The sequence below is a fragment of the Bradyrhizobium oligotrophicum genome (assembly GCF_051168495.1).
GTDB classification, from domain to species: domain Bacteria; phylum Pseudomonadota; class Alphaproteobacteria; order Rhizobiales; family Xanthobacteraceae; genus Bradyrhizobium; species Bradyrhizobium oligotrophicum_A.
This window is the reverse complement of sequence record NZ_JBNPVB010000005.1, coordinates 257,137-278,569: the sequence shown is the minus strand read 5'-3', so window position 1 is coordinate 278,569 and position 21,433 is coordinate 257,137. Positions and strand designations below refer to the sequence as shown.

Here is a 21,433-nt window from a genome sequence, read left to right as displayed (position 1 = left end):
CTCTCGACGCCGCCGAGGAGGCCTTGAAGTTGATGTGGGTGATCGCGCTTCATTTTGGAGCCGGAGCATTTGCCGGAGCGATCTTCAATGTTCGCACGCTCTTTGCGCTCGTCGCGATCAGTTTCGTCGAATGCATCGCGGTGGCGGTCATCGGCGGCCCGTCGGCCGCGCTGTCCTCGGTCGGCGGCCTGATCGCGGTCCAGGCCGGCTATCTCGCGGGCATCTATGTCCGCAGCGTTCTGGAGCGCGCCGGCATCGCCCATCCCGCCATTCGGCCCGAGCATCAGCGCTGATCGCTATCTGGCTCGTCGCGCGCCGCGTGGTCGATCCGGCCGAATCTACTCGGCCATGACCCTCCCGTAGCGGGCATAGTATTCGTGGTTGTAGTAGTCGCCGAAATGGTTGGCGTAGCGCTTCAGCGCCTTCATGTCGGTCTTGTTGAGTACGATGCCGAGCAGGGCGTCGTAGACATTCGGCGCGGTGTTCAGCGCGTGCTCGATGACGTCGGCCGGCGTGCGGCCCCATTCGACGACGAGGACGAAGCTGTCGAGCAGCCCCGAGATGGCGCGTGCGTCGGCGACGGGCGCGAGCGGCGGCAGATCCACGATGACGTAGTCATAGGTCTCACGCAGCTGTTCGAACAGTTTGCGCATCTTCGCGTTGGCGAGGATGTCGCTGGTGTCGCGCTGGGCCGCGCCCTTGCCGGGCAGGAAATGCAGCCGCGTCACCGGATCGGTCCAGACGGTGTCGTCGAGCAGCCGCTCGCCCGCAACGACGTCGGCGATGCCGGCACCGGCGGTGGGAGCCAGCGTGGCGGAAAGGGACGGGTTTCTGAGGTCGCAGTCGACCACGATGACCCGCCTGCCTGACATCGCGATCGACTGGGCGAGCGAGGCGGCGATGATGGACTTGCCTTCGTTGGGCAGCGCGGAGGTCAGCCCGAACACCTTCCGCGACGTTCGGCTCGGATCCTGATCGATCGCGACCTTCAGCGAGCGGATCGACTCCGCGAAACGGGACGAGGGCATCGCCGACGCGGCCCAGCAGGTACCCGAGCCCCGCGACACCACGCGCAGGCTGCAATCTTCGCTCTTGTCGACGACGCCCGGGACGGTCTCCCTGGTGATCCTGTTCACCTCTTTCAGTTTCAGCAGCGGAACGACCGAGAGGCAGGGCAGGCGCAGCCGGTCCTCGACCTGATCGGTCGTTCGAAAACTGCGGTCTCGCCATTCCCTGAGCAGCCCCAGGCCGCCGCCGAGCGCAAGGCCGCCGAACAGGCCGATCGCCGCGAGCAGGATGGACTTCGGCTTGCTCTTTTTCTTGGGCGGCGTCGCGGTCGAAATGACCCGCGCCTTGGTGATCGGAAACGAGCCCTGCTGGACCGAGCCCATATAGCGCTGGAGGAAGGTGTCGTAGAGGGCGCGGTATCCCTTGGCGCTGGTCTCCAACTCGCGGATGCTGACCTCGGCGGCACTGGTGTCCCGCGACCGCGAGACGGCCTGCGCGAGCTGCTTCTCGATCTCCTGCTGCTGCTGCTTGGCCTCCGCATAGTCGTGCTTGGCGACATCGGCGAGCCGTCGCACCTCGTCGAGGATGGCCTGGCGGATGCTCTTCATCGCGGCGCGGATGTTGACGACGGCCAGATGGTCGCTGCCGTATTTGGCGGCGTACTCGTATTCGCGCTTTGCATTGTCGAGATATTGCTGGCGCAGGCTGTTGATGATCACCGTGCTGTTCGAATTGCTGAGCGAGAGCCCGTCGGGCGGATTGAGGTTGCCGCTCAGCTCCGCCGGGGAGAAGTCCGAGACCGCGGCCAAGCTGTCGATCGGCGCGTCGGACCCGCTCGTGGCCATCATCTCGTCGAACCGGTTGAGCCGGGTCAACAGCGAGGCGGTGTGCGTGCGGGCGGCCACCAGGCGATTGGTCAGTTCTGCGACCTGCTGCTGGTCCATGAACTTGCCGTCGGCGGAGACGATGTTGTGCCGGCTCTTCAATTCGTTGACCGCGCGTTCTGCCGCGGTGGCGTCGTTGCCGAGGTCCTGCAGGCGCTCGTGCAGCCACGCCGTGACGGCGCGGTGCTCGTTCGCCTCCGCCTTCAACTGCTGATCGAAATACTCCTTGACGATGGCATTGGCGATCATCGCCGCGCGCTGCGGGTCGCTCGCGGTAAAGTCGACTTCGACGACGGCGCTGGTGCCGATCCTGAAGGCGTTCATTCGCCGCTGGAACTCGTCGAGAAGATCGTCCATGGACGGCGTCGTCGGCGCCGGCGTCGCGCTCACGAACCGGCGGATGGCATCCACCGCGCCGTGCAGCGGACTCGCCTTGCCGCTGAAATCCGGATCATCGGCAAGGTTCAGCTTGCTGATGACGGATGTCGCGATCGATTTGGATTTCAGGATCTCGATCTGGGATTCGATGTCGAGTGGCTGCTCATCCTGGGCAGGCTGCGGCTGCAGGACCGGGGGCTTGGCGTTGCCGAGCATGATCTTCACGTCCGCCGAATAGGTCGGCGGCACGATCTTCAGAACGGCGATGCTGGCCGCGAGCGAAAGCGCGGTGGTGATCGCGATCACCAGATAGCGACGGCGCAGGAAGCCCAGCGCCAGATCGAAAGGGCCGGGACCGGACCGCTCCCAGCCATGGTCCTGTTGGGGATTGTAGGCAAGCGCGCTCGCGTTGGGATTGTGCAGCATGTTTTTAAAGCTTCATCGGTTGCGCTTCGGATGTCGGGGCCGTCCGGGTGCCTGCCAAAACAAGGATTTGATTTCGTGAGACATTAAATGATCTGTCGTGCCGCGTGATTTAATTTATATTAAATCTAATTTTGCCCAGCAAGTGGCGATATGAAATTAAATATAGTCTGTGGCGAAAGCATGGGGCGTCGCGCCGCCGCCGCGGAACGGGACTTGCTCCGGGCCGGTGCGCGTCCCGCGCTCGGTCGGCCGCAGGCCGCCCCAGAGGGCAGGCGCGGTGCTGCGTTCCCGCGGCGCCGATCGCGTCCGAGTTCGTCCGGTCGTTTCGCCCCCGGTCATGAGGGCGCAGGGAATGCCGGGCGCTGGCCGCACCCATGGCCCGCCAGCGAAAGAAAATGCTGGCGGCAGGAACCACAGGTTCAGCCGAGACATCCCGGCATTCCCCGCGCGATGGTTGGGCGGCTTATACGTCCTCTCCCCGGGGACCGGCTGTCTTGCCCCCGTAACGGCCGGATCATCATCACCGACCGCGTGGCCTCAGCATCGGGAGGCCAGGACCCTACGATTTCGCCGGCGCATCGGCCTCGTTCGTCCGCATGACCAGGTCACGCTGCGAGCCCATGCACCCACCGCATCCCGCCCCACGTTTCGTGACGATCGCGATACGCCCCTCATGCCGGGACGGGATGGCGATAGACAACCATGAATTCCGAAAAAGCGAAAGTACAATATTTTTCGCGGCAGGACTGGACAAGGGGGATGGCATTGAGCCGGCTGATGAAATCAGTTTCTTGGCGCAGGCCGTGCCTGGCGGGACGGCGGATTGGTCGGGGGATACCGCGGAGGATCGACTCGGACGAGCGGTGGGCAGGTCGGCCCGAGTCGCCCGACGGGCAGCGCGCCGGCCGGCGATACCGGCTGACGTCCGGCGAAGCTTGCGATGTCGACGCGGTGATGGTTCGGTGATGGCGAAGGGACTTCGAGGACTCGGCGGCCGATCTCTCCAGGATCCTCGACACCATCGCCGGCGCTGTCGGAGGAGGAGACATCCATGCGCATTCTCACCAACACCACCAGCCCCTATGCGCGGATCGCGCGCATCGCGCTCGCCGAGAAGGGTTTTGATCTCGGCGGCACCGAGGTCGTCAACCCCTGGGCCGACGATGCCGACCTGCTCAGGCTCAATCCGGCCTCGCGCGTGCCGACGCTGGAGCTCGACTCCGGAATTCCGCTGACCGAGAGCCTGCTGATCGTCACCTGGCTCGAGCGCAAGGTGCCGACGCCGTCGCTGCTCGACGGCGGCCTCGATCGCATCATCTCGCGGGCCGGGACGGCGATGGGCGTCATCGACGCGATGGTCCACATCATGATCGGCGTGCTGCAGATGGACCCGAACTGGGGCGAGACGCGCGTTGGGTTGAAGCGGCGGCGCACCATCGTCACCGGTCTGCGCGCCCTGGAAGCCGATCCACCGGAGTATCGCGGCGGCACGCCGGATCTTTCCGTGATCACCGCCGTCGTCGCCGTCGACTATGTGCGGCTGCGCTTTCCGGATGCGCCGTGGCGCGAGCAAACACCGAAGCTCGACGCGCTGCGCGACGCCACGGCAGCGCGGCCGGCCTTCGCATCGACTCTGCCTCACGTCTGAACGCGCGCCTCGGCGAGAGACCGTTCCGGTCATTCCAAAATCGGGCCGAAGGGCGGATCACGCCAGCAAGTCATCCCGCCATGGGGGAGCAAAATTGTACGATCGGGAGACGAATCAATTTGCGGCCGATGCCGGCAAGCGACCAAGCGGCTGAAGAGGTTCACCGCCATCCCGCCCGGCGAGCTGCCGCCCGAGTCCTGCTGATGACGAAAGGTTTCTGATCATGACCCGCGAGGAACGACTGATCCGCGAGAACATCATCGCCAAATGCCGATGGATGAACGCCTCGGGTTTGAACCAGGGCACCTCCGGCAACATGTCCGCGCGCTACAAGGACGTCATGCTGATCACGCCATCGGCGACACCTTACGACTCGATGAAGCCCGAGATGATCGCGGCGATGCCGCTCGAGGACGAGGACGGGTCCTGGGATGGACCGCTGAAGCCATCGACGGAATGGCGGTTTCATCTCGACATCATGCGCGCGCGTCCCGATGTCGGTGGCGTCGTGCACACCCATTCGACCTACGCCACCGTGCTCGCCATCGCGCGCAAATCGATCCCGGCCTGCCACTACATGATCGCGGCGTTCGGCGGCAGCGACATCCGCTGTGCCGGCTATGCGCGCTTCGGCACCGCCGAATTGTCCAAGCTGGCGCTCGCCGCGCTGGAGGGGCGCAACGGCTGCCTGCTCGCCAATCACGGCATGATCGCGGCCGGCGCCAATCTCGACAAGGCGATGTGGCTCGCGGTCGAACTCGAGACCCTCGCTCGGCAATATTATCTGTCGCTCGCGCTCGGCCAGCCACACATCCTGAGCGATGCCGAGATCGCCGAGGCCGCGCAGCAATTTTCGAGCTACGGGCTGCAGGAGCCCAAGGCAAAGCCGGTCAAGGCGGCAGCCAAGGCGCGCGCCGCTGCCATCCGCCGCATGCCCGAGACGAAGCGCAGCGCCAAGCGATGACTGGACCGACATGCTGGAACGGCGCACCAGACACGGCCCGCGTCCGAACCGTGCTGCAAGGCGTGCGAGGCGCAGCTCTGATCAGCACCAATCGGCGGCCATCGGTCAGCCGAAGGCCTGGCTGACCACGGCGTAGGTCATCGGCCGTCCGTCGGACGTTTGCTCGGCACCGACGACGTCGCCTCCCAGCGACATCGTCGTCACCGTGTCAAAGAGTGCCAAGCCGGCGCTCGCGATGAAGCCGCGGAATTCGTCGCCCTCGCCGTGGGTGTCGAGCCGCAGAAACCGGCCGGCATGGGCCGCGACATGCGGCGCGACCACCGCGATCGCGTCGGCATCGGACGATGCCACGACCGGCCCGATCACGTGCCCACGGCCGAACGGACGACACAGCGCGAACGCCGCGAGCTGTCCGGATCGAAACAGGCCATAGCCGCGCGACCGCTGGAACAGCGCCGTCATCAGCTTCGTCCTCGGCACGCCATACGCTTGCGCATCGCCATCGATGACGAGTGACAGTTCGGCCTCGGTCAGTTGCCGGACGCCGTGGGCTGCAACCGCCTCGGCGGCTGCGCCGGCCGCCTGGCCCTGACATTGGTACAAGGTCCGCTGGCGGATGAAGTCGAGTGAGCGATACAGCCGATAGGCGGCGTGCGTGGCATTGAGCCGAAGCGTGCGCGCGCCGCATTCCGCCATCACCCGGGTCATCAGCCAATGGCCGGCGCCGAGTGCCTGCAGGCGCGGTGCCGTGATCACCATTCCGACGGCGGCAAATCCGTCGGTGTAGGGAAACCACATCGCCGATCCGCACGCGCGGCCGATCTCGTCGAGCGCGACGAAGCCGCGTCCCAGGCTGCGCATCAACTGCCAGTCCTCGGCGCGGTGCGGCCACCGCACCGAGACCGATAAGGCCAGCAGTTGCGCGACGTCGACGGTGTCGATGTCGACGAGGCGCATCTCGAAGACGTCGACCGCCCGAGACTCGGCGCCGGGATCATCCATGCTCGTCTTCCCTGCCGGTTGCTTCGGCTCCCGGGATGCCGGGGCCGAACCTCCGCGTGAATGTTTTTCGGACATATCAGCGCAACATTCCACTCAATCCTCGCCCGCATTCGGCATGGAATGCATGCCGGGCGCGGCTAGCATGACGGATGTGGGCTGAGGCCGGGTCGTGGCGATCCGGATGGTCTGCCTGGGAATGACCGCCATGACCTTTCTGTTCAATTCGGATGCCCGGCGCGGCGCGATCTTTCGCGAGGTGCTCGCGCGCGAGCTGCCGGACCTTCCGTTCGAGATCGACCCGGCCAAGGTCGAAGCCGATGACGTCCGCTACATGATCACCTGGCTGGTGCCGCCGAATCTCGGCATCTACCGCAATCTCGAGATCCTGTTCTCGATCGGCGCCGGCGTCGACCAGTTCAACGCGTCGTCGGTGCCTGCGCAGGCCAAGATCGTTCGCATGGTCGAGGACGGCATCATCAGGATGATGCAGGAATACGTCACGCTGGCGGTGCTCGCGCTGCACCGGAACTGGCCCATCTATCTCGATCAGCAGCGGCAGCAGCAGTGGCGCGCAGTCCCGCAGCCTCAGGCGCAGGAGCGGCGTGTCGGCGTGCTCGGCTTGGGCATGCTCGGGCAGGCGGTGCTGGAACGGCTTCAGCCGTTCGGCTTTCCGTTGTCCGGCTGGAGCCGCAACCCGCGCGCGATCGAAGGCGTCACGACGCATCATGGCGCCGATGGCCTCGACCTTCTGCTTTCGACGACCGACATCCTGATCTGCCTGCTGCCTCTGACGGAGGAGACGCGCGGCCTGCTGAACGCCGAGCTGCTCGCCAAGCTGCCGCGCGGCGCCGCGCTGGTGCAGACCGGCCGCGGCGCGCAGCTCGACCAGGCGGCGCTGCTCGCCGCGCTCGACGATGGGCACCTCTCGGGCGCCGTGCTCGACGTGACCGATCCGGAGCCGTTGCCGGCGGATCATCCGCTGTGGCGGCATCCGCGCGTGCTGATCACGCCGCATGTCGCCAGCGTCACCCAGCCGGAATCGGCGGCGCTCGCCGTGGCCCGGAACATCAAGCGGCATCGCGCCGGCCTTGCTCCGGTCGGTCTCGTCGACCGCAGCCGCGGCTACTGATCGTCGGCGCGCCGCCACGGCTCAGCGGATCCAGTCCAGGGTCTTGTAGTACGCGCCGACGAACGGCAGGAACCAGGGCTTGCCGAAATGGCCGGGCACCACCGGCCAGCCGGCCTCCTTCATCGGATTGCGGTCGGGCCGGCCCAGCATCGCGTCGGCCATGATCGTGCCGAGATGGGTCGAGAGCTGCGCGCCGTGGCCCGAATAGCCCATCGCGTACCACAGGCCGTCCTGGCGGCCGGCGCGCGGATAGCGGTCGGCGGTCATGTCGACGAGGCCGCCCCAGCAATAGTCGATGTCGATGCCGGCAAGCTGCGGGAACATCCGCTCCATCGCAGCCCGCAGGATGGCGCCGCTCCTGGCGTCCGACTGCTGATCGGATGTCGCGGAGAAACGCGCGCGGCCGCCGAAGATCAGGCGGTTGTCCGGCGACAGCCGGAAGTAGTTGCCGATGTTCATCGAGGTGACATAGGTGCGGTGTCCCGGCAGCACCGATGCCGCCTCGGCCTCGGTCAGCGGCCGTGTCGCGATGATGAAGCTGCCGACGGCAATGATGCGGCGGCGGAAATAGCTGAAGGTCGACGGGGTGTAGGCGCCGGTCGCGAGCAGCACCTGATCGGCGCGCACCGTCCCCTTGGCCGTGGTCAGACGGAAGCCCTTGGCCTCCTGCACCTGTTCGGTCACCGCGGCCTGCTCGACGATGACGGCGCCGCGGCGGCCCGCGGCCGTGGCGAGGCCGGCGGCGAAGCGGCCCATATGCATCATCGCGCTCTTCTTCGACAGCATGGCGCCGTGGAACGGCGCGCCGATCTCGGATGCGAGATCAGCCGGCGAGAGCAGCGCCGTATCCGGATCGACCTCGCGGTGGACCGCTTCGAAGTTCCTGGCGATCGCGTCCAGATGTCCGGGCTTCGAGGCGAGCTTGAGCTTGCCGGCGCGGCGGAAATTGCAGGCGATGTTCTCTTCGTCGATCAGGCGCTCCAGCGTGTCGATGGAGGCGTCGAACGCCTTGTAGAGTGCGATGGCGCGCTCGCTGCCCAGCTCGGCCTTCGCCGCCAGGAAGCTGTGCGCCAGCCCGTTGTTGAGATGGCCGCCATTGCGTCCCGATGCGCCCGAGCCGACAGCGCCGGCTTCGAGCACGATGACCTTGGCGCCGGCCTTGGCGAACTGCAGCGCTGCGCCAAGTCCGGTGAAGCCGCCGCCGATCACGGCGACGTCGTAGCGCCCCTCTACGGGCCCGATGTGGCCGCCGGCAAAGGCGGTTGCAGTGTCGCGCCAGTAGGAGACGTATTTCATCGCGGGCACTCTGCTCAGAGACCGAAGACGCCGGGCAGGCCGGAGATGTCCTTGATCTCGGTGTAGCCGTAATAGGGATTGGCCGGCTCGTGGCCGCGGTTGACCCAGACCCTCTGCTTGATGCCCAGATCGTGCGCCGTCATCAGATCGTAGCGGAACGATGAGGAGCAGTGCGTGACGTCCTCGGGGCCGCAGCCGAGCATGTCGAACATGTATTCGAAGGCGCGCATCCGCGGCTTGTAGGCCTGCGCCTGTTCGGCGGTGAACACGGCATGGAACGGCGCGCCGAGTTTGGCGACGTTCGAAGGAATCTGCGCCGTCATGGCATTGGAGAGAATGACCAGCGGAATTTCCTTGGCCACCTTGGCGAGGCCCGCCGGCACGTCAGGATGCGGTCCCCAGGTCGGCACGCGCTGATACACCATCTCGCCATCCTCGGGCTTGAAGGGGATGCCGATCTTGCGGCAGCTGCGCGCCAGCGCGTCGCCGACCACCTCGGCATAGGGCTTCCAGGCGCCGAGGACCTCGTCGAGCCGATAGGCCGCGAAGACGCGGATGAACTCGGTCATCGCGGGCTCGGAGAGCACGGCGCCATAGAGATCGCGCGCGGCCTCGGCCATCTGGAAATTGGTCAGCGTGCCGTAGCAGTCGAAGGTCACGTATTTGGGACGGAAGCTGCTCATGGGTCCTCACTCGGGCGATGGTCTCTGCTTGCGATGATAGGCAGACAGGCCAGCATAAGATGCGGCTTTGCCCCGATTTTGCGGCGGAAGATATCGTCGGCTGCAGCGCCTTCAGCCGATCTGCCGGGTCCCGCTCGCCCAGACTCTCTCCTGGAACGGGAGAGCAGGACATGACGTCCGACGCCGCAAGCCCGGTCGCCTTCGGCCCCGATCATCGCGAGCGTCGCGGCCATTCCCGACATCATTGGCCTTCCAGCCAGGCATTCGGCTGAACCGGAGATCATCATGCGCAGCAACTCGCTCATCGAACTCGACCGTGCCCACCTCGTGCATCCGGTTGCATCCTATCGCGGACACGAAGCCTCGGGCGCGCGCGTGCTGGCCTCGGCCAAGGGCGCTGTCGTCACCGACGCCTCCGGCCATCAATTGGTCGACGGCTTCGCCGGGCTGTGGTGCGTCAATGCCGGCTATGGCCAGGAGAGCATCGTCGAGGCGGCGGCACGGCAGATGCGCGAATTGCCTTATGCCACCGGCTATTTCAGTCTCGCCTCGGAGCCGGCCATCCGGCTCGCGGCGGCGCTGGCCGAGCGCGCGCCGGGCGACCTCAACCATGTCTACTTCACGCTCGGCGGCTCGGACGCCATCGACAGCACGGTGCGCTTCATCCACTATTATTGGCACGCGCAGGGCCAGCCGCAGCGCGATCAGTTCATCACGCTGGAGCAGGGCTATCACGGTTCCTCCACGGTCGGTGCAGGACTGACGGCGCTGCCCGGCTTCCACGCCAATTTCGGCGTGCCGCTCAACTGGCAGCACAAGATCCCGTCGCACTATGCGTACCGCAATCCGGTCGGCAGCGATCCCGAGGCGATCATCGCTGCATCGCTCGCCGCGCTCGAGGCCAAGATCGCCGAGGTCGGCGGGCCGCAGCGTGTCGCCGCGTTCTACGCCGAGCCGATCCAGGGTTCTGGCGGCGTACTGGTGCCGCCCGACGGCTGGATGAAGGCGATGCGCGAGCGCTGCCGGCAGCACGGCATTCTGTTCGTCGCCGACGAGGTGATCACGGGGTTCGGCCGCACCGGGCCGCTGTTCGCCTGTAGCGACGACGAGATCGTCCCGGACCTCATGACCGTGGCCAAGGGCCTGACCTCGGGCTACGTTCCGATGGGAGCGGTGCTGATGTCCGATCATGTCTATGGCGTCATCGCCGACGCCGCAGGGGCGGCAGCCGTGGGACACGGCTACACCTATTCGGCGCACCCGGTCAGCGCAGCGGTCGGCCTCGCCGTGCTCGATCTCTATGAGAATGGCCTGTTGGAGAACGGAAGGCGCGCCGGCGCGCGGCTGATGGCGGGCCTGCGTTCGCTGCAGGATCATCCGCTGGTCGGCGAGGTCCGCGGCCGCGGGCTCCTGGCCGCGATCGAACTCGTGGTCGACAAGGACAAGAAGACGCCGCTACCGGCCAGCGCCGAGCCATCGCGCCGTATCTTCGATCGCGCCTGGACCAACGGCCTCGTCATCCGCGCTTTTCCCACCGGCGTCCTCGGCTACGCGCCGCCGCTGTGCTGCAGCGATGCCGACATCGACGCGATCATCGAACGCACCGCACGCACGCTCGACCAGACGCTCGCGGACCCGGACGTCCGGCAGGCGATGCCGTGAAACCGGGCACCGGCAGATCGCTGCGTGTGCAGCAATGCTGATATGTCGGCGCCTGCGCCTATTCGCAATTTTATGCCGCCGGCCCCCCGCAATTCGGAAGTTTTCGCCGGGACCCGGCCTCACACTGCGGTCGTCACGTCCGGAACGCCGCATAGCAGGATGAGCAGAATGGACCTCGGCCAATTCAGGTATCTGACCTTCGACGTGGTCGGCACGCTGATCGACTTCGAAGACGGGATCGTCACCAGCCTCGGCGAGATCGCCGCCGAGTCGGGCAGGGGGATCGATGGCGAGGAGGCGCTCGGCCTGTATCGCGCGGCGCGCTACGCGGCCGATGCCGACCGGTTCCCCGATGACCTCGTGCGCGTCTATGACGTCATTGCGCCGCAACTCGGCCTGCCCAGGCAGACCGCGCTCGGCGAACGCTTCCGGGATTCGGCGGCGCGCTGGAAGGCGTTTCCCGACAGTGCAGCGGCCCTGGCGCGCCTCGCCAGGCGCTACCGGCTGATCGCGATGACCAATGCGCGGCGCTGGGCGCTCGATCATTTCGAGCGCGAACTGGGCTCGCCGTTCTGCGCGAGCTTCACGGTCGACGACACCGGCACGGAGAAGCCGGATCCCGCCTTCTTCACCCAGGTGTTCGATTTCGTCGAACGCGACGGCGGCACCAAGGCGCAAATCCTGCACGTCGCGCAGAGCCAGTATCACGACATCGGCATCTCGCGGCGGCTCGGCATCACCAATTGCTGGATCGAGCGGCGCCACGACAAGCAGGGCTATGGTGGTACCATCGCGCCGGCTGCCTTCACGACGCCCGATTTCCATTTCCACGCGATGGCCGAACTGGCCGATGCGGCGGACCGCGTGCCTGCGACATGATGCGCTGCTGATAACATTCTGCCGGATCGCAAACAGGGGAGGCCGACATGAACGACGGAATCACCAACTGGACTGCTGATGACGATGTGCTGGTGGAAGCGGCGATCCGGCGCGGCGCGTCGCGCCGTGACCTCCTGAAGATGATGTTCGCCAACGGCGTCGCACTCGCCGCCGGCGCGACCGTCCTGGGCCGCGCCGAGCGCGCGTTCGCGGCAGCGCCGAAGAAGGGCGGATCGATCAAGGCGGCGGGATGGTCGACCTCGACGGCCGACACGCTCGATCCGGCCAAAGCGTCGTTCTCGACCGACTACGTCCGCTGCTGCTCGTTCTACAATCGGCTGACCACGCTCGACAAGAACGGCGCCGCGCAGATGGAGCTCGCTGAATCCGTCGAGTCCCAGGACGCGCAGACCTGGACCGTGAAGCTCAAGAAGGGCGTCACCTTCCACGACGGCAAGCCGCTGACGGCCGACGATGTCGTGTTCTCGATGAAGCGGCACCTCGACAAGGCCACCGGATCCAAGGTCGCCAAGATCGCGGCGCAGATGACCGGATTCAAGGCGGTCGACAAGACCACCGTCGAGATCACCCTGGCGAGCCCGAACGCCGACCTGCCGATGATCCTCGCCCTGCATCACTTCATGATCGTGGCCGACGGCACCACCGATTTCTCCAAGGGCAACGGCACCGGCGCCTTCGTCCGCGAGGCCTTCGAGCCCGGCGTCCGCTCGATCGGCGTCCGCAACAAGAACTACTTCAAGGACGGCCCGTATCTCGACCGGATCGAGTTCATCGCGATCACGGAAGAAAATGCGCGCGTGAACGCGCTGCTGTCCGGCGACATTCAGCTCGCCGCCAGCATCAACCCGCGTTCGCTCCGGCTGATCGAAGGCAAGGAGGGGATCGCGCTGTCGAAGTCGACGACGGGCAACTACACCGACCTCAACATGCGGCTCGACATGGCGCCGGGCAACAAAAAGGACTTCATCGACGGGATGAAGCACATCGTCAACCGCGAACAGATCGTAAAATCGGTGCTGCGCGGCTTCGGTGTCGTCGGCAACGACCAGCCGGTCTCTCCGGCCAACTTCTTCCACAATGCCGACTTGAAGCCGAAACCGTTCGATCCGGACAAGGCGAAGTTCCTGTTCCAGAAGGCCGGCGTGCTCGGCACGCCGATCCCGGTCGTGACCTCGGAGGCCGCCAATTCCGCGATCGAGATGGCGATGGTGATCCAGGCCTCGGCCGCTTCGATCGGCCTGACGCTCGACGTCCAGCGGGTGCCGTCGGACGGCTATTGGGACAATTACTGGCTGAAGGCGCCGGTTCATTTCGGCAACATCAATCCGCGCCCGACGCCGGACATCCTGTTCTCGCTGCTCTACGCCTCCGAGGCGCCGTGGAACGAGAGCCGCTACAAGTCGGAGAAGTTCGACAAGATGATGCTCGAGGCCCGCGGGATGCTCGACCAGGCCAAGCGCAAGCAGATGTATGCCGAGATGCAGGTCATGATCGCGGAGGAGGCGGGCACCATCATTCCGGCCTACATCTCCAACATCGACGCCACCTCGTCCAAGCTGAAGGGCTTGGAGCCGAGCCCGCTCGGCGGCATGATGGGATATGCCTTCGCCGAATATGTCTGGCTCGATTCGTGAATGTGGTCTGAGATGTAGGGCGCCCGCCGTTGAGGCTGGCGCCCGCGCAACGACCGCTCTCTGACCAGGCCCACGGACGCCCAGTGTGACACATCGGATCGCCTCACTCGTCCTTGCCCGGCTGGCCATCGCGCTGGTGACCGCGGTCATCGTGTCATTCGCCGTGTTCTTCGCCACCGCGATGCTGCCGGGCGACACCGCGACGATCCTGCTCGGCCAGGCCGCGACGCCGGAGGCGGTCGAAGGCCTGCGCAAGGCGATGCATCTCGACGATCCCGCGATCTTCCGCTTCCTGCGCTGGCTCGCCGGCGTCGTGCATGGCGATCTCGGCATCTCTTATGCGAACAACATGCCGGTCGCGACGCTGATCGCCGGACGGCTGGTCAATACCCTCAAGCTGGCGGCCCTTACCGCGGTCATCTCTGTGCCGCTCGCGCTGACGCTCGGCATCACTGCGGCGATGCTGCGCGACACGCTGTACGACCGCTGCCTCACGATCGCGGTCATCGGCGTCGTCTCGGTTCCGGAATTCATGATCGCGACCCTCGCCGTTCTCCTGTTTGCGGTCTATCTCAACTGGCTGCCGGCGGTGTCCTTCACCAGCGAGATCCGCAGCGCTTATGATTTCGCGCGCGCCTATGCCATGCCCGTCGTCACGCTCACCATCGTGATCTCGGCGCAGATGATCCGGATGAGCCGGGCGGCGGTGGTCGAGACGCTGAACACGCCCTATGTCGAGATGGCGCTGCTGAAGGGCGCCTCGCGCGGCCGGATCGTGCTCCGCCACGCGCTGCCGAATGCGCTCGGTCCGATCGTGAATGCGGTGGCGCTGTCATTGTCCTACCTCCTGGGCGGGGTCATCATCGTCGAGACCGTGTTCAACTATCCCGGGATCGCCAAGCTGATGGTCGATGCGGTGTCGACGCGCGACCTGCCGCTGATCCAGAGCTGCGCCATCATCTTCTGCTTCGGCTACCTGCTGCTGACGACGACCGCCGACATCATCGCCATCCTGTCCAATCCGAGGCTGCGATGACGAGGTCGGCAAGGCCAGGAGCGCTGGGCGCGCGTGTCGGCTACCGCATCAATGCGGTCGGGGTCGCCGGCGCGCTGATCGTGGCGTTCTGGATCGTGGTCGCCTTCGCCGCGCCCACCATCATTCCGCATCCGGTCGGAGACATCGTCGACACCGATTATTTCGGCCCGATCAGCCGCGAGCTGTGGCTCGGCTCCGACTATCTCGGCCGCGACATGACCTCGCGCATCCTGATGGGCGCCCGCTATACGCTCGGCATTTCCATCGCCTCCGTCATCATCGCCGGCGCGTCGGGCGTCACGCTCGGCATGATCGCGGCGATCAGCGGCGGCGTCGTCGACATGGTGCTCAGCCGTCTGCTCGATGCGCTGAACTCGATCCCGAGCAAGCTGTTCAGCCTCGTCGTCGTCGCGGCGGTGGGCTCGTCGATTCCGGTCCTGATCGTGACCATGGCGGTGATCTACATCCCCGGCGCCTACCGCTTCGCCCGCGCGCTCGCCGTCAACATCAACACCATGGATTTCGTCGTGGTGGCCCGCATCCGCGGCGAGAGCCTGTTCTATCTGATCCGTGCGGAGATCCTGCCGAACATCATCGCCCCGGTGCTGGTCGATCTCGGCCTGCGCTTCGTCTTCATCGTGCTGCTGCTGTCCGGGCTCTCCTTCCTCGGCCTCGGCGTCAAGCCGCCCTATGCGGATTGGGGCGCGCTGGTGCGCGAGAACATCGGCGGACTGCCCTATGCCGCGCCGGCCGTGATCGTCCCGTCGCTGGCGATCGCGAGTCTCACCATCGCCATCAATCTCCTGATCGACAATCTGCCGGCCAAGATCCGCGACCGGGAGCCCTCCTAGATGACGAGCCTCGTGCAGATCCGCGGGCTTCGGGTCGAGGCGACCACCGATTCCGGCCGCACCATCGAGATCATCAAGGGCGTCGACCTCGACATCGCCGAGGGCGAGATCGTCGCGCTGATCGGCGAGAGCGGCTCCGGCAAGACCACCATCGCGATGACCCTGATGGGCTATGCGCGCGCGGGCTGCAAGATCGTGGGCGGCTCGGTCGCGCTCGATGGCGTCGACATGGTGGCGCTGCCGGAGAAGGCGAGGGCGGCCGTGCGCGGCGCCAGGATCGCCTATGTGCCGCAGAGCGCTGCCGCTGCGTTCAATCCGGCGATCCGCATCATGGACCAGGTGATCGAGGTCGTGCGCATCCATGGCGTGATGCCGCTGGAGGAAGCCCGCAGCAAGGCGGTGGCGCTGTTCCGCGCGCTGTCGCTGCCCAGCCCCGACACGATCGGCGATCGTTATCCGCACCAGGTGTCCGGCGGCCAGCTGCAGCGGCTCGCTGCGGCGATGGCGCTGATCGCGGGTCCCAAGGTGCTGATCTTCGACGAGCCGACCACCGCGCTCGACGTCACCACGCAAGTCGAAGTGCTCCGCGCCTTCAAGTCGGTCATTGCGGCGCACCGCATCGCCGGCATCTACGTGTCGCATGATCTCGCGGTGGTGGCCCAGATCGCCGACAGGATCGTGGTGCTGCGGAACGGCGAGGTGCAGGAAGCCGGCGCGACCGCCGACATTCTCGAACGCGCGCAGCACCCCTACACGCGGCAGCTGCTCGCGGCCGTGACGCCGCATCATCACGCCCGAACGACGCTCGCGGCGGAGGTGACCGCGGCCGAGGCGCTGCTCGACGTCCACGAGGTCTCGGTCGGCTACGGCCCGCTGCGTTCGGACGGCAGTCCGGCGATCGTGGCGGTCGAGAACGTCAGCCTGCGCGTGGCGCGCGGGCGCAATCTCGGCATCATCGGCGAATCCGGCTGCGGCAAGTCGACGCTCGCCCGCGCCATCGCCGGCATCCTGCCGCCCTTCGCCGGCGGCGTCGTGTTCGATGGGCATGAACTCGGACGAAGCGCGCGCCACCGCAGCGCCGAGCAGTTGCGCCAACTGCAGATCGTGTTCCAGCACGCCGATACGGCGCTCAATCCGGCGCAGACCGTCGAGGACATCCTCGGCCGTCCGCTGGCGTTCTACCACGGCATGGCGCGCAAGCCGCGCAGCGCGCGGATCGACCAGCTGCTCGACATGGTGAAGCTGCCGCGCAGCTTGCGGCTGCGGCGTCCGGCCGAGCTGTCGGGCGGGCAGAAGCAGCGCGTCAACTTCGCCCGTGCGCTGGCCGCCGATCCCAAGCTGATCGTCTGCGACGAGATCACCTCGGCGCTCGACACCGTCGTCGCCGCCGCGATCATCGATCTCCTGAAGGAGCTGCAGCGCGAGCTCGATCTCGCCTACGTCTTCATCAGCCACGATCTGTCGGTGGTCGAGGCGATCTGCGACGACATCGTCGTGATGTATCGCGGCCGCAAGATCGAGCAGATCACGCCCGAGGCGATGGCGCGGCCCGAGCATCCCTATACGAAGCTTCTGCTGTCGTCGGTGCCGAAGCTCGATCCGGCCTGGCTCGACGATCTACGCCAGGATCCTGAGCAGGTCCGCGAATACTGCCAGCGCTGACCGCGTGCAGCGTGCTGCTACATCTGGAACAGGCTGGTCAGCGGCAGATAGGGCTTCACGATCGGCGACTTCAGCACGACGAAGCTGAAATATTTCTCGATGCCGATGTCCAGGTCGGTCAGACGCTCCATGATGGTCTGGTACTCGCCGATCCCGGCAGTGACGAACTTCATCATGTAGTCGTAGCCGCCCGACACGAGGTGGCACTCGATGACCTGGTCGATCTTCTCGACTGCGGCGAGAAACCGGGCGAAGTCGATCTGGCGGTGGTTCTTCAAGGTGATCTCGGTGAACACGGTCAGCGTCTGGCCGAGCTTGGAGACGCAGATCTGCGCCGAATAGCCCTCGATATAGCCCTCCGCCTGCAGCTTCTTCACCCGCATCAGGCAGGGGCTCGGCGACAGATTGACCAGCTCGGCCAGCTCGACATTGGTGACGCGGCCGTTCTTCTGCAGTTCGTGCAGGATCTTGATGTCGATGCGATCGAGCTTCATGCAGCCGGGGTCCCGTGTGACGACGCGTCCTTTTCCCATTACAGCAGAAAATTCTGCAGTTGGGCCATCGAATCTTCCGTAAAGCAAGAATGGGGCCGCTTCGATCCGAATTAGGCGATGCAAAACAATACGCCGCAGGTGTGGTGGCCTGCAGAATAAAATGCCGTCGCGCCGTCGAATCCGGCGCCTGCCGTGCCGGATACCGCTCTAGTCTGAGGCTGCCGTAAGCCGGAGAGACCCCATGCCCGCACCGCTCGTGCACGTCGAAAGCTCGCCATCGCTGCCCGAACGGGCAGATGCCGTGGTCATCGGCGGCGGCATCGTCGGCGTCTTCACGGCCTATGACCTCGCGCGGCGCGGGCTTGCGGTGGCCCTGATCGAGAAGGGCCGGATCGGCGCCGAGCAGTCCAGCCGCAATTGGGGCTGGTGCCGGCAGCAGAACCGCGATGCGCGCGAGCTGCCGATGGCGACCCTGAGCCTCGATCTGTGGGAGCGCTTCACGGCGGAGAGCGGCGAGGCGACCGGCTTCTCGCGCTGCGGCCTGTTCTATCTCAGCAACGACGAGGCGGAGCTCGCCGGCTGGGCGCGCTGGGGCGAGTTTGCCAAGACCGCCGGCGTCACCACGCATATGCTCGACAGCCGGCAGGCCACCGCGCGCGGTGCGGCCTCCGGGCGCAGCTGGAAAGGCGGCGTGTTCTCGCCGACCGACGGCACCGCCAGTCCCGCGGATGCCGCGCCCGCCGTGGCGCGCGCCATCCTGAAGCACGGCGGCTCGGTGCACCAGATGTGCGCGGTGCGCGGCATCGAGACCAGCGGCGGCCGGCTGTCGGCCGTGGTCACCGAGCGCGGCACCATCCGCACCAGGATTGCCGTGCTCTCGGCCGGCGCCTGGGCCTCGTCGTTCTGTCATCAGCTCGGCGTTGCGCTGCCCATCGCATCGATCCGTTCCTCGGCGCTCGCGCTGTCGCCGTCGGCAGAGCCGCTGCCGCCGGCGCTGCACACCGCCGCGGTCTCGATCACCCGGCGCGGCGATGGCGGGCATACGCTAGCCATCAGCGGCCGCGGCCGCATCGATCCGACCCTGCAGCAGCTGCGTTTCGCGCCGCATTTCCTGCCGATGTTCGCCAAGCGCTGGCGCAGCCTGCTGCCGGGCGGCCTCGAAGGCCTGCGCTCCGGCCACGAGACGCTCGGCCGCTGGCGGCTCGATGAGCCGACGCCGATGGAGCACATGCGCATCCTCGATCCCGCGCCGGATCAGGCGACCATCCGCCTCACGCATGTGCGCGCGCTGGAGCTGCTGCCGGCCTTGAAGCAGAGTCAGGTCACGGCAAGCTGGGCAAGCTACATCGACTCCACGCCCGACGGCGTGCCCGTCATCGGCGAGCTCGCCGCGCTGCCCGGTCTGATCGTCGCCGCCGGCTTCAGCGGTCACGGGTTCGGCATCGGCCCCGGCGCCGGCCGTCTCATCGCCGATCTCGTCACCGCGGCCACGCCGATTGTCGACCCGAAGTCCTATGCACCCGAGCGCTTCGCGGGTCCCGGGGCGACGAAGGTCGCGGACTTCTGACGACCTCCTCCGCGACGTCCATCGCCTTTCGAACGCGCCGACGCGCTCGCATCGCCGAGATCTGTCCGGCCATTGGTCGAGACGCGATCTGCCGGACCACGATGGTCCGGCCTCGCGACGCCTGATGCGTCCGAGCTATGCGATCTTTCCACCCTCTGCAAACGAGGGCGCAAGGAATGCCGGGCGCAGGCCGCACCCAAGGCCCGCCAGCGAAAAAATGCAGGCGGCGGGCCCGACAAGTCGTAAGCTGACCCCAAGCGGACTCTGGTAGGCCGCAACGAGTTTCTTTGCGCAGACGTCCCGCTCCAGAGGTCGAAGACCGGCAAGCGGATGCGATACGTCGTACGACGTCGGCCGATCCTGCTCGCCTTCAATCAAGTCCGGCGCGGAAACCAGCACAGAGCGTTCGTACGACGTTGCGAGCCATTCTCTCGCTCGGAAGATTGGCCGCAGCCGCAGCTGCGACGTGGGCCGGGTGAACGAAAACAGTGACTGCATCTCGTACGACACCGGCTGCAGCATCAATATCGTCAACCTTCACTTCGCCGCGTCTTTTCGCATCTGCAAGAATGCGGGCGATGAGTGACGTCATTGCTCGAGAATAGGCTGCGATGATCTCCGGCCTCTCCTCCACGATGCGGCGGTACAGCCCGTAAACTTCCGGATCTGCAACGAAGCGCTCGCGCTTGCGAGCGTGCAGCGCAAGCACCATGCCCTCTATCCGCTCTGCGAAAGGTCCTTCGGCCTCCGCGAAGCGAGTAGCCATTTCTTCCTCATCACGCATGGCCTCGATGACGAGGGCGTCGAAGAGTTCGGCTTTGGAGCGGAAGTGCCGATAAATCGTCGTGTGGGACGTGCCCATGGCTCGGGCCACATCGACAACGTTGGTCTTGGCTTCGCCATGACGTCGCACCTGGTCACGTGCCGCATCGAGAATCTGAGCCCGAAACGAAGTTTCCCCGTCGGGAGAGGGGGTTGTGGGGGTGGAAGCCTTCGATTTCATGGTCGTTTCACAATAACGATGCGTCTCCAGATATGCAAACGAACAAAATATGAAATATGTTCGTTGACTTTTGAACGACGGAGCTTCAGGATCGGGACATCAACCGAAGAGGTCCGTCCATGACTGCTACCGCTTCATCGTCCCGCCCTCCGCGCCTCGCTCTTGTCACCGGCGGCTCAGGCTTTGTCGGAAGTCGCCTGATCACGCGTCTTCTTGCGGACGGCTGGCAGGTGCGCGCGCTCGCCCGCAGCGCGGAGAGCGAGGCAAGGGTGAAGAGCCTCGGAGCAAAGCCCTTCACCGGCGAACTCAACGACGAACAATCGCTGCGAAAAGCGATGGACGGGTGCGAGGTCGTTTTCCACGTGGCCGCGCACTTCAAGCTTTGGGGGAAGCAGAAGGTCTTCGATGCGGTCAACGTCGAAGGTACACGCTCGGTCGTCAACGCTGCAGCTGCGACGACCAGCGTGCGCCGCGTGGTCGCAGTGAGTGCTGCGGCCGTTGTCATGGGCGATCCCGAACCAATGTTCGATGTCGACGAGAGCCTCCCTCTGCAAACGCGCGCTTTCTCGCCCTATGGATCATCGAAGGCCGAAGGTGAGCGCGCATTGCTTGCAGCCAATGGCGCGAGGCCCGGTCTGGAGACAGTCGCACTGCGGCCACCATTCATCTGGGGCGGCGAGATGCCGACCCTTGATCACATGGTGGAGACGGTCAATGCCGGCCGATGGCAGTGGGTCTCCGGCGGCGAACAGGCCATGTCGAGCTGTCATGTCGATAATTTGTGTCATGCGCTGCTTCTCGCCGCAGACGCGGGTCGGGGCGGCCACGCCTATTTCATCGCGGATGCTGAGCGGAGCACTTTGAAAAGCTTCATTTCTTCACTGCTTGCAACGCGCGAGGTGATCGCACCGGACAAGGCGATCTCGTTCAGGATGGCCTGGATCGCCGCTGGCATCATGGGCGCCGCGTGGCGTAGACTGGGCATAAAGGGTGAACCGCCGATTACGCGGCAAATGTTACGCCTTATCGGCCAGCCGTTCACAATCAGCATCCGCAAGGCTGAAGCCGAGTTGGGTTACACGCCGCAGATCACGATGCACGAAGGCCTGTCGGCGATGCGGAAGACCCAGCCAAAGTTCGCTGGTGCGCATGCTCAACAAGGCGAACGCCGCGCGAGCGTTGCCTCGTGACGACCTTGTCAGGCCC

18 protein-coding genes are annotated in these 21,433 nt (G+C 65.9%); 12 read left to right on the top strand and 6 right to left on the bottom strand.

Annotated elements, in window-relative coordinates; all coding sequences use genetic code 11:
• The first annotated feature begins 32 nt into the window (after window positions 1-32).
• Window positions 33-293: a hypothetical protein gene (locus ACQR1B_RS12945; RefSeq protein ID WP_434831973.1), complete on the top strand. Its 261-nt coding sequence runs from the start codon at window positions 33-35 to the stop codon at window positions 291-293.
• Window positions 294-338: 45 nt separating this feature from the next.
• On the opposite strand, the gene ACQR1B_RS12940 is transcribed toward ACQR1B_RS12945, so the two are convergent.
• Complete coding sequence (locus tag ACQR1B_RS12940) at window positions 339-2,696, bottom strand: polysaccharide biosynthesis tyrosine autokinase (RefSeq protein ID WP_434831725.1); 2,358 nt, start codon at window positions 2,694-2,696, stop codon at window positions 339-341.
• A gap of 1,051 nt (window positions 2,697-3,747) precedes the next feature.
• On the opposite strand from ACQR1B_RS12940, the gene ACQR1B_RS12935 reads away from it, so the two are divergent.
• Together ACQR1B_RS12935 and ACQR1B_RS12930 are read left to right on the top strand one after the other, a co-directional pair.
• The gene (locus ACQR1B_RS12935; protein WP_434831726.1) at window positions 3,748-4,344 is read left to right on the top strand and encodes a glutathione S-transferase family protein; all 597 of its coding nucleotides are present in this window, start codon (window positions 3,748-3,750) and stop codon (window positions 4,342-4,344) included.
• Between the two features lie 223 nt (window positions 4,345-4,567).
• Window positions 4,568-5,308: a class II aldolase/adducin family protein gene (locus tag ACQR1B_RS12930; protein WP_434831727.1), complete on the top strand. Its 741-nt coding sequence runs from the start codon at window positions 4,568-4,570 to the stop codon at window positions 5,306-5,308.
• 105 nt (window positions 5,309-5,413) lie between these two features.
• Here the strand turns inward: ACQR1B_RS12930 and ACQR1B_RS12925 are convergent, their stop codons facing one another.
• Window positions 5,414-6,310 (bottom strand): GNAT family N-acetyltransferase, encoded by an 897-nt coding sequence (locus ACQR1B_RS12925; RefSeq protein ID WP_434831728.1) that lies wholly within the window; start codon window positions 6,308-6,310, stop codon window positions 5,414-5,416.
• A gap of 205 nt (window positions 6,311-6,515) precedes the next feature.
• Here ACQR1B_RS12925 and ACQR1B_RS12920 point away from each other — a divergent pair, with 205 nt between their 5' ends.
• Entirely contained in the window at window positions 6,516-7,439 is a 924-nt protein-coding gene (locus tag ACQR1B_RS12920; RefSeq protein WP_434831729.1) for a 2-hydroxyacid dehydrogenase, read from the top strand.
• 21 nt (window positions 7,440-7,460) lie between these two features.
• Here the strand turns inward: ACQR1B_RS12920 and ACQR1B_RS12915 are convergent, their stop codons facing one another.
• Both ACQR1B_RS12915 and ACQR1B_RS12910 read right to left on the bottom strand, forming a co-directional pair.
• Window positions 7,461-8,735: an NAD(P)/FAD-dependent oxidoreductase gene (locus ACQR1B_RS12915; RefSeq protein WP_434831730.1), complete on the bottom strand. Its 1,275-nt coding sequence runs from the start codon at window positions 8,733-8,735 to the stop codon at window positions 7,461-7,463.
• Between the two features lie 14 nt (window positions 8,736-8,749).
• On the bottom strand, window positions 8,750-9,418 hold the full coding sequence (locus ACQR1B_RS12910) for a haloacid dehalogenase type II (RefSeq protein ID WP_434831731.1): 669 nt from the start codon (window positions 9,416-9,418) through the stop codon (window positions 8,750-8,752).
• Between the two features lie 285 nt (window positions 9,419-9,703).
• Here ACQR1B_RS12910 and ACQR1B_RS12905 point away from each other — a divergent pair, with 285 nt between their 5' ends.
• The 6 genes from ACQR1B_RS12905 (at window position 9,704) to ACQR1B_RS12880 (ending at window position 17,163) form a co-directional block, all read left to right on the top strand.
• Window positions 9,704-11,080, top strand: coding sequence for an aspartate aminotransferase family protein (locus ACQR1B_RS12905; RefSeq protein WP_434831732.1), 1,377 nt, complete (start codon window positions 9,704-9,706; stop codon window positions 11,078-11,080).
• Window positions 11,081-11,239: 159 nt separating this feature from the next.
• Window positions 11,240-11,959, top strand: coding sequence for an HAD-IA family hydrolase (locus ACQR1B_RS12900; RefSeq protein WP_434831733.1), 720 nt, complete (start codon window positions 11,240-11,242; stop codon window positions 11,957-11,959).
• 47 nt (window positions 11,960-12,006) lie between these two features.
• Window positions 12,007-13,614 carry an ABC transporter substrate-binding protein gene (locus tag ACQR1B_RS12895; RefSeq protein ID WP_434831734.1) on the top strand — a complete coding sequence of 536 codons (1,608 nt, stop codon included), beginning with the start codon at window positions 12,007-12,009 and terminating at the stop codon, window positions 13,612-13,614.
• 85 nt (window positions 13,615-13,699) lie between these two features.
• The gene (locus ACQR1B_RS12890) at window positions 13,700-14,650 is read left to right on the top strand and encodes an ABC transporter permease (protein WP_434831735.1); all 951 of its coding nucleotides are present in this window, start codon (window positions 13,700-13,702) and stop codon (window positions 14,648-14,650) included.
• A complete protein-coding gene (locus ACQR1B_RS12885) occupies window positions 14,647-15,501 on the top strand; it encodes an ABC transporter permease (protein ID WP_434831736.1) in 855 nt (284 codons plus the stop codon). The genes ACQR1B_RS12890 and ACQR1B_RS12885 overlap by 4 nt, the downstream gene beginning before the upstream one ends.
• The gene (locus tag ACQR1B_RS12880; RefSeq protein ID WP_434831737.1) at window positions 15,502-17,163 is read left to right on the top strand and encodes an ABC transporter ATP-binding protein; all 1,662 of its coding nucleotides are present in this window, start codon (window positions 15,502-15,504) and stop codon (window positions 17,161-17,163) included. It abuts the gene before it with no gap.
• 17 nt (window positions 17,164-17,180) lie between these two features.
• Here the strand turns inward: ACQR1B_RS12880 and ACQR1B_RS12875 are convergent, their stop codons facing one another.
• Window positions 17,181-17,657: an Lrp/AsnC family transcriptional regulator gene (locus ACQR1B_RS12875; RefSeq protein WP_434831738.1), complete on the bottom strand. Its 477-nt coding sequence runs from the start codon at window positions 17,655-17,657 to the stop codon at window positions 17,181-17,183.
• A gap of 241 nt (window positions 17,658-17,898) precedes the next feature.
• Here ACQR1B_RS12875 and ACQR1B_RS12870 point away from each other — a divergent pair, with 241 nt between their 5' ends.
• The gene (locus ACQR1B_RS12870; protein ID WP_434831739.1) at window positions 17,899-19,224 is read left to right on the top strand and encodes an NAD(P)/FAD-dependent oxidoreductase; all 1,326 of its coding nucleotides are present in this window, start codon (window positions 17,899-17,901) and stop codon (window positions 19,222-19,224) included.
• A 370-nt stretch (window positions 19,225-19,594) separates the two neighbouring features.
• On the opposite strand, the gene ACQR1B_RS12865 is transcribed toward ACQR1B_RS12870, so the two are convergent.
• Entirely contained in the window at window positions 19,595-20,227 is a 633-nt protein-coding gene (locus ACQR1B_RS12865; protein WP_434831740.1) for a TetR/AcrR family transcriptional regulator, read from the bottom strand.
• Window positions 20,228-20,346: 119 nt separating this feature from the next.
• Here ACQR1B_RS12865 and ACQR1B_RS12860 point away from each other — a divergent pair, with 119 nt between their 5' ends.
• Complete coding sequence (locus ACQR1B_RS12860; RefSeq protein ID WP_434831741.1) at window positions 20,347-21,417, top strand: NAD-dependent epimerase/dehydratase family protein; 1,071 nt, start codon at window positions 20,347-20,349, stop codon at window positions 21,415-21,417.
• Window positions 21,418-21,433 lie beyond the last annotated feature (16 nt).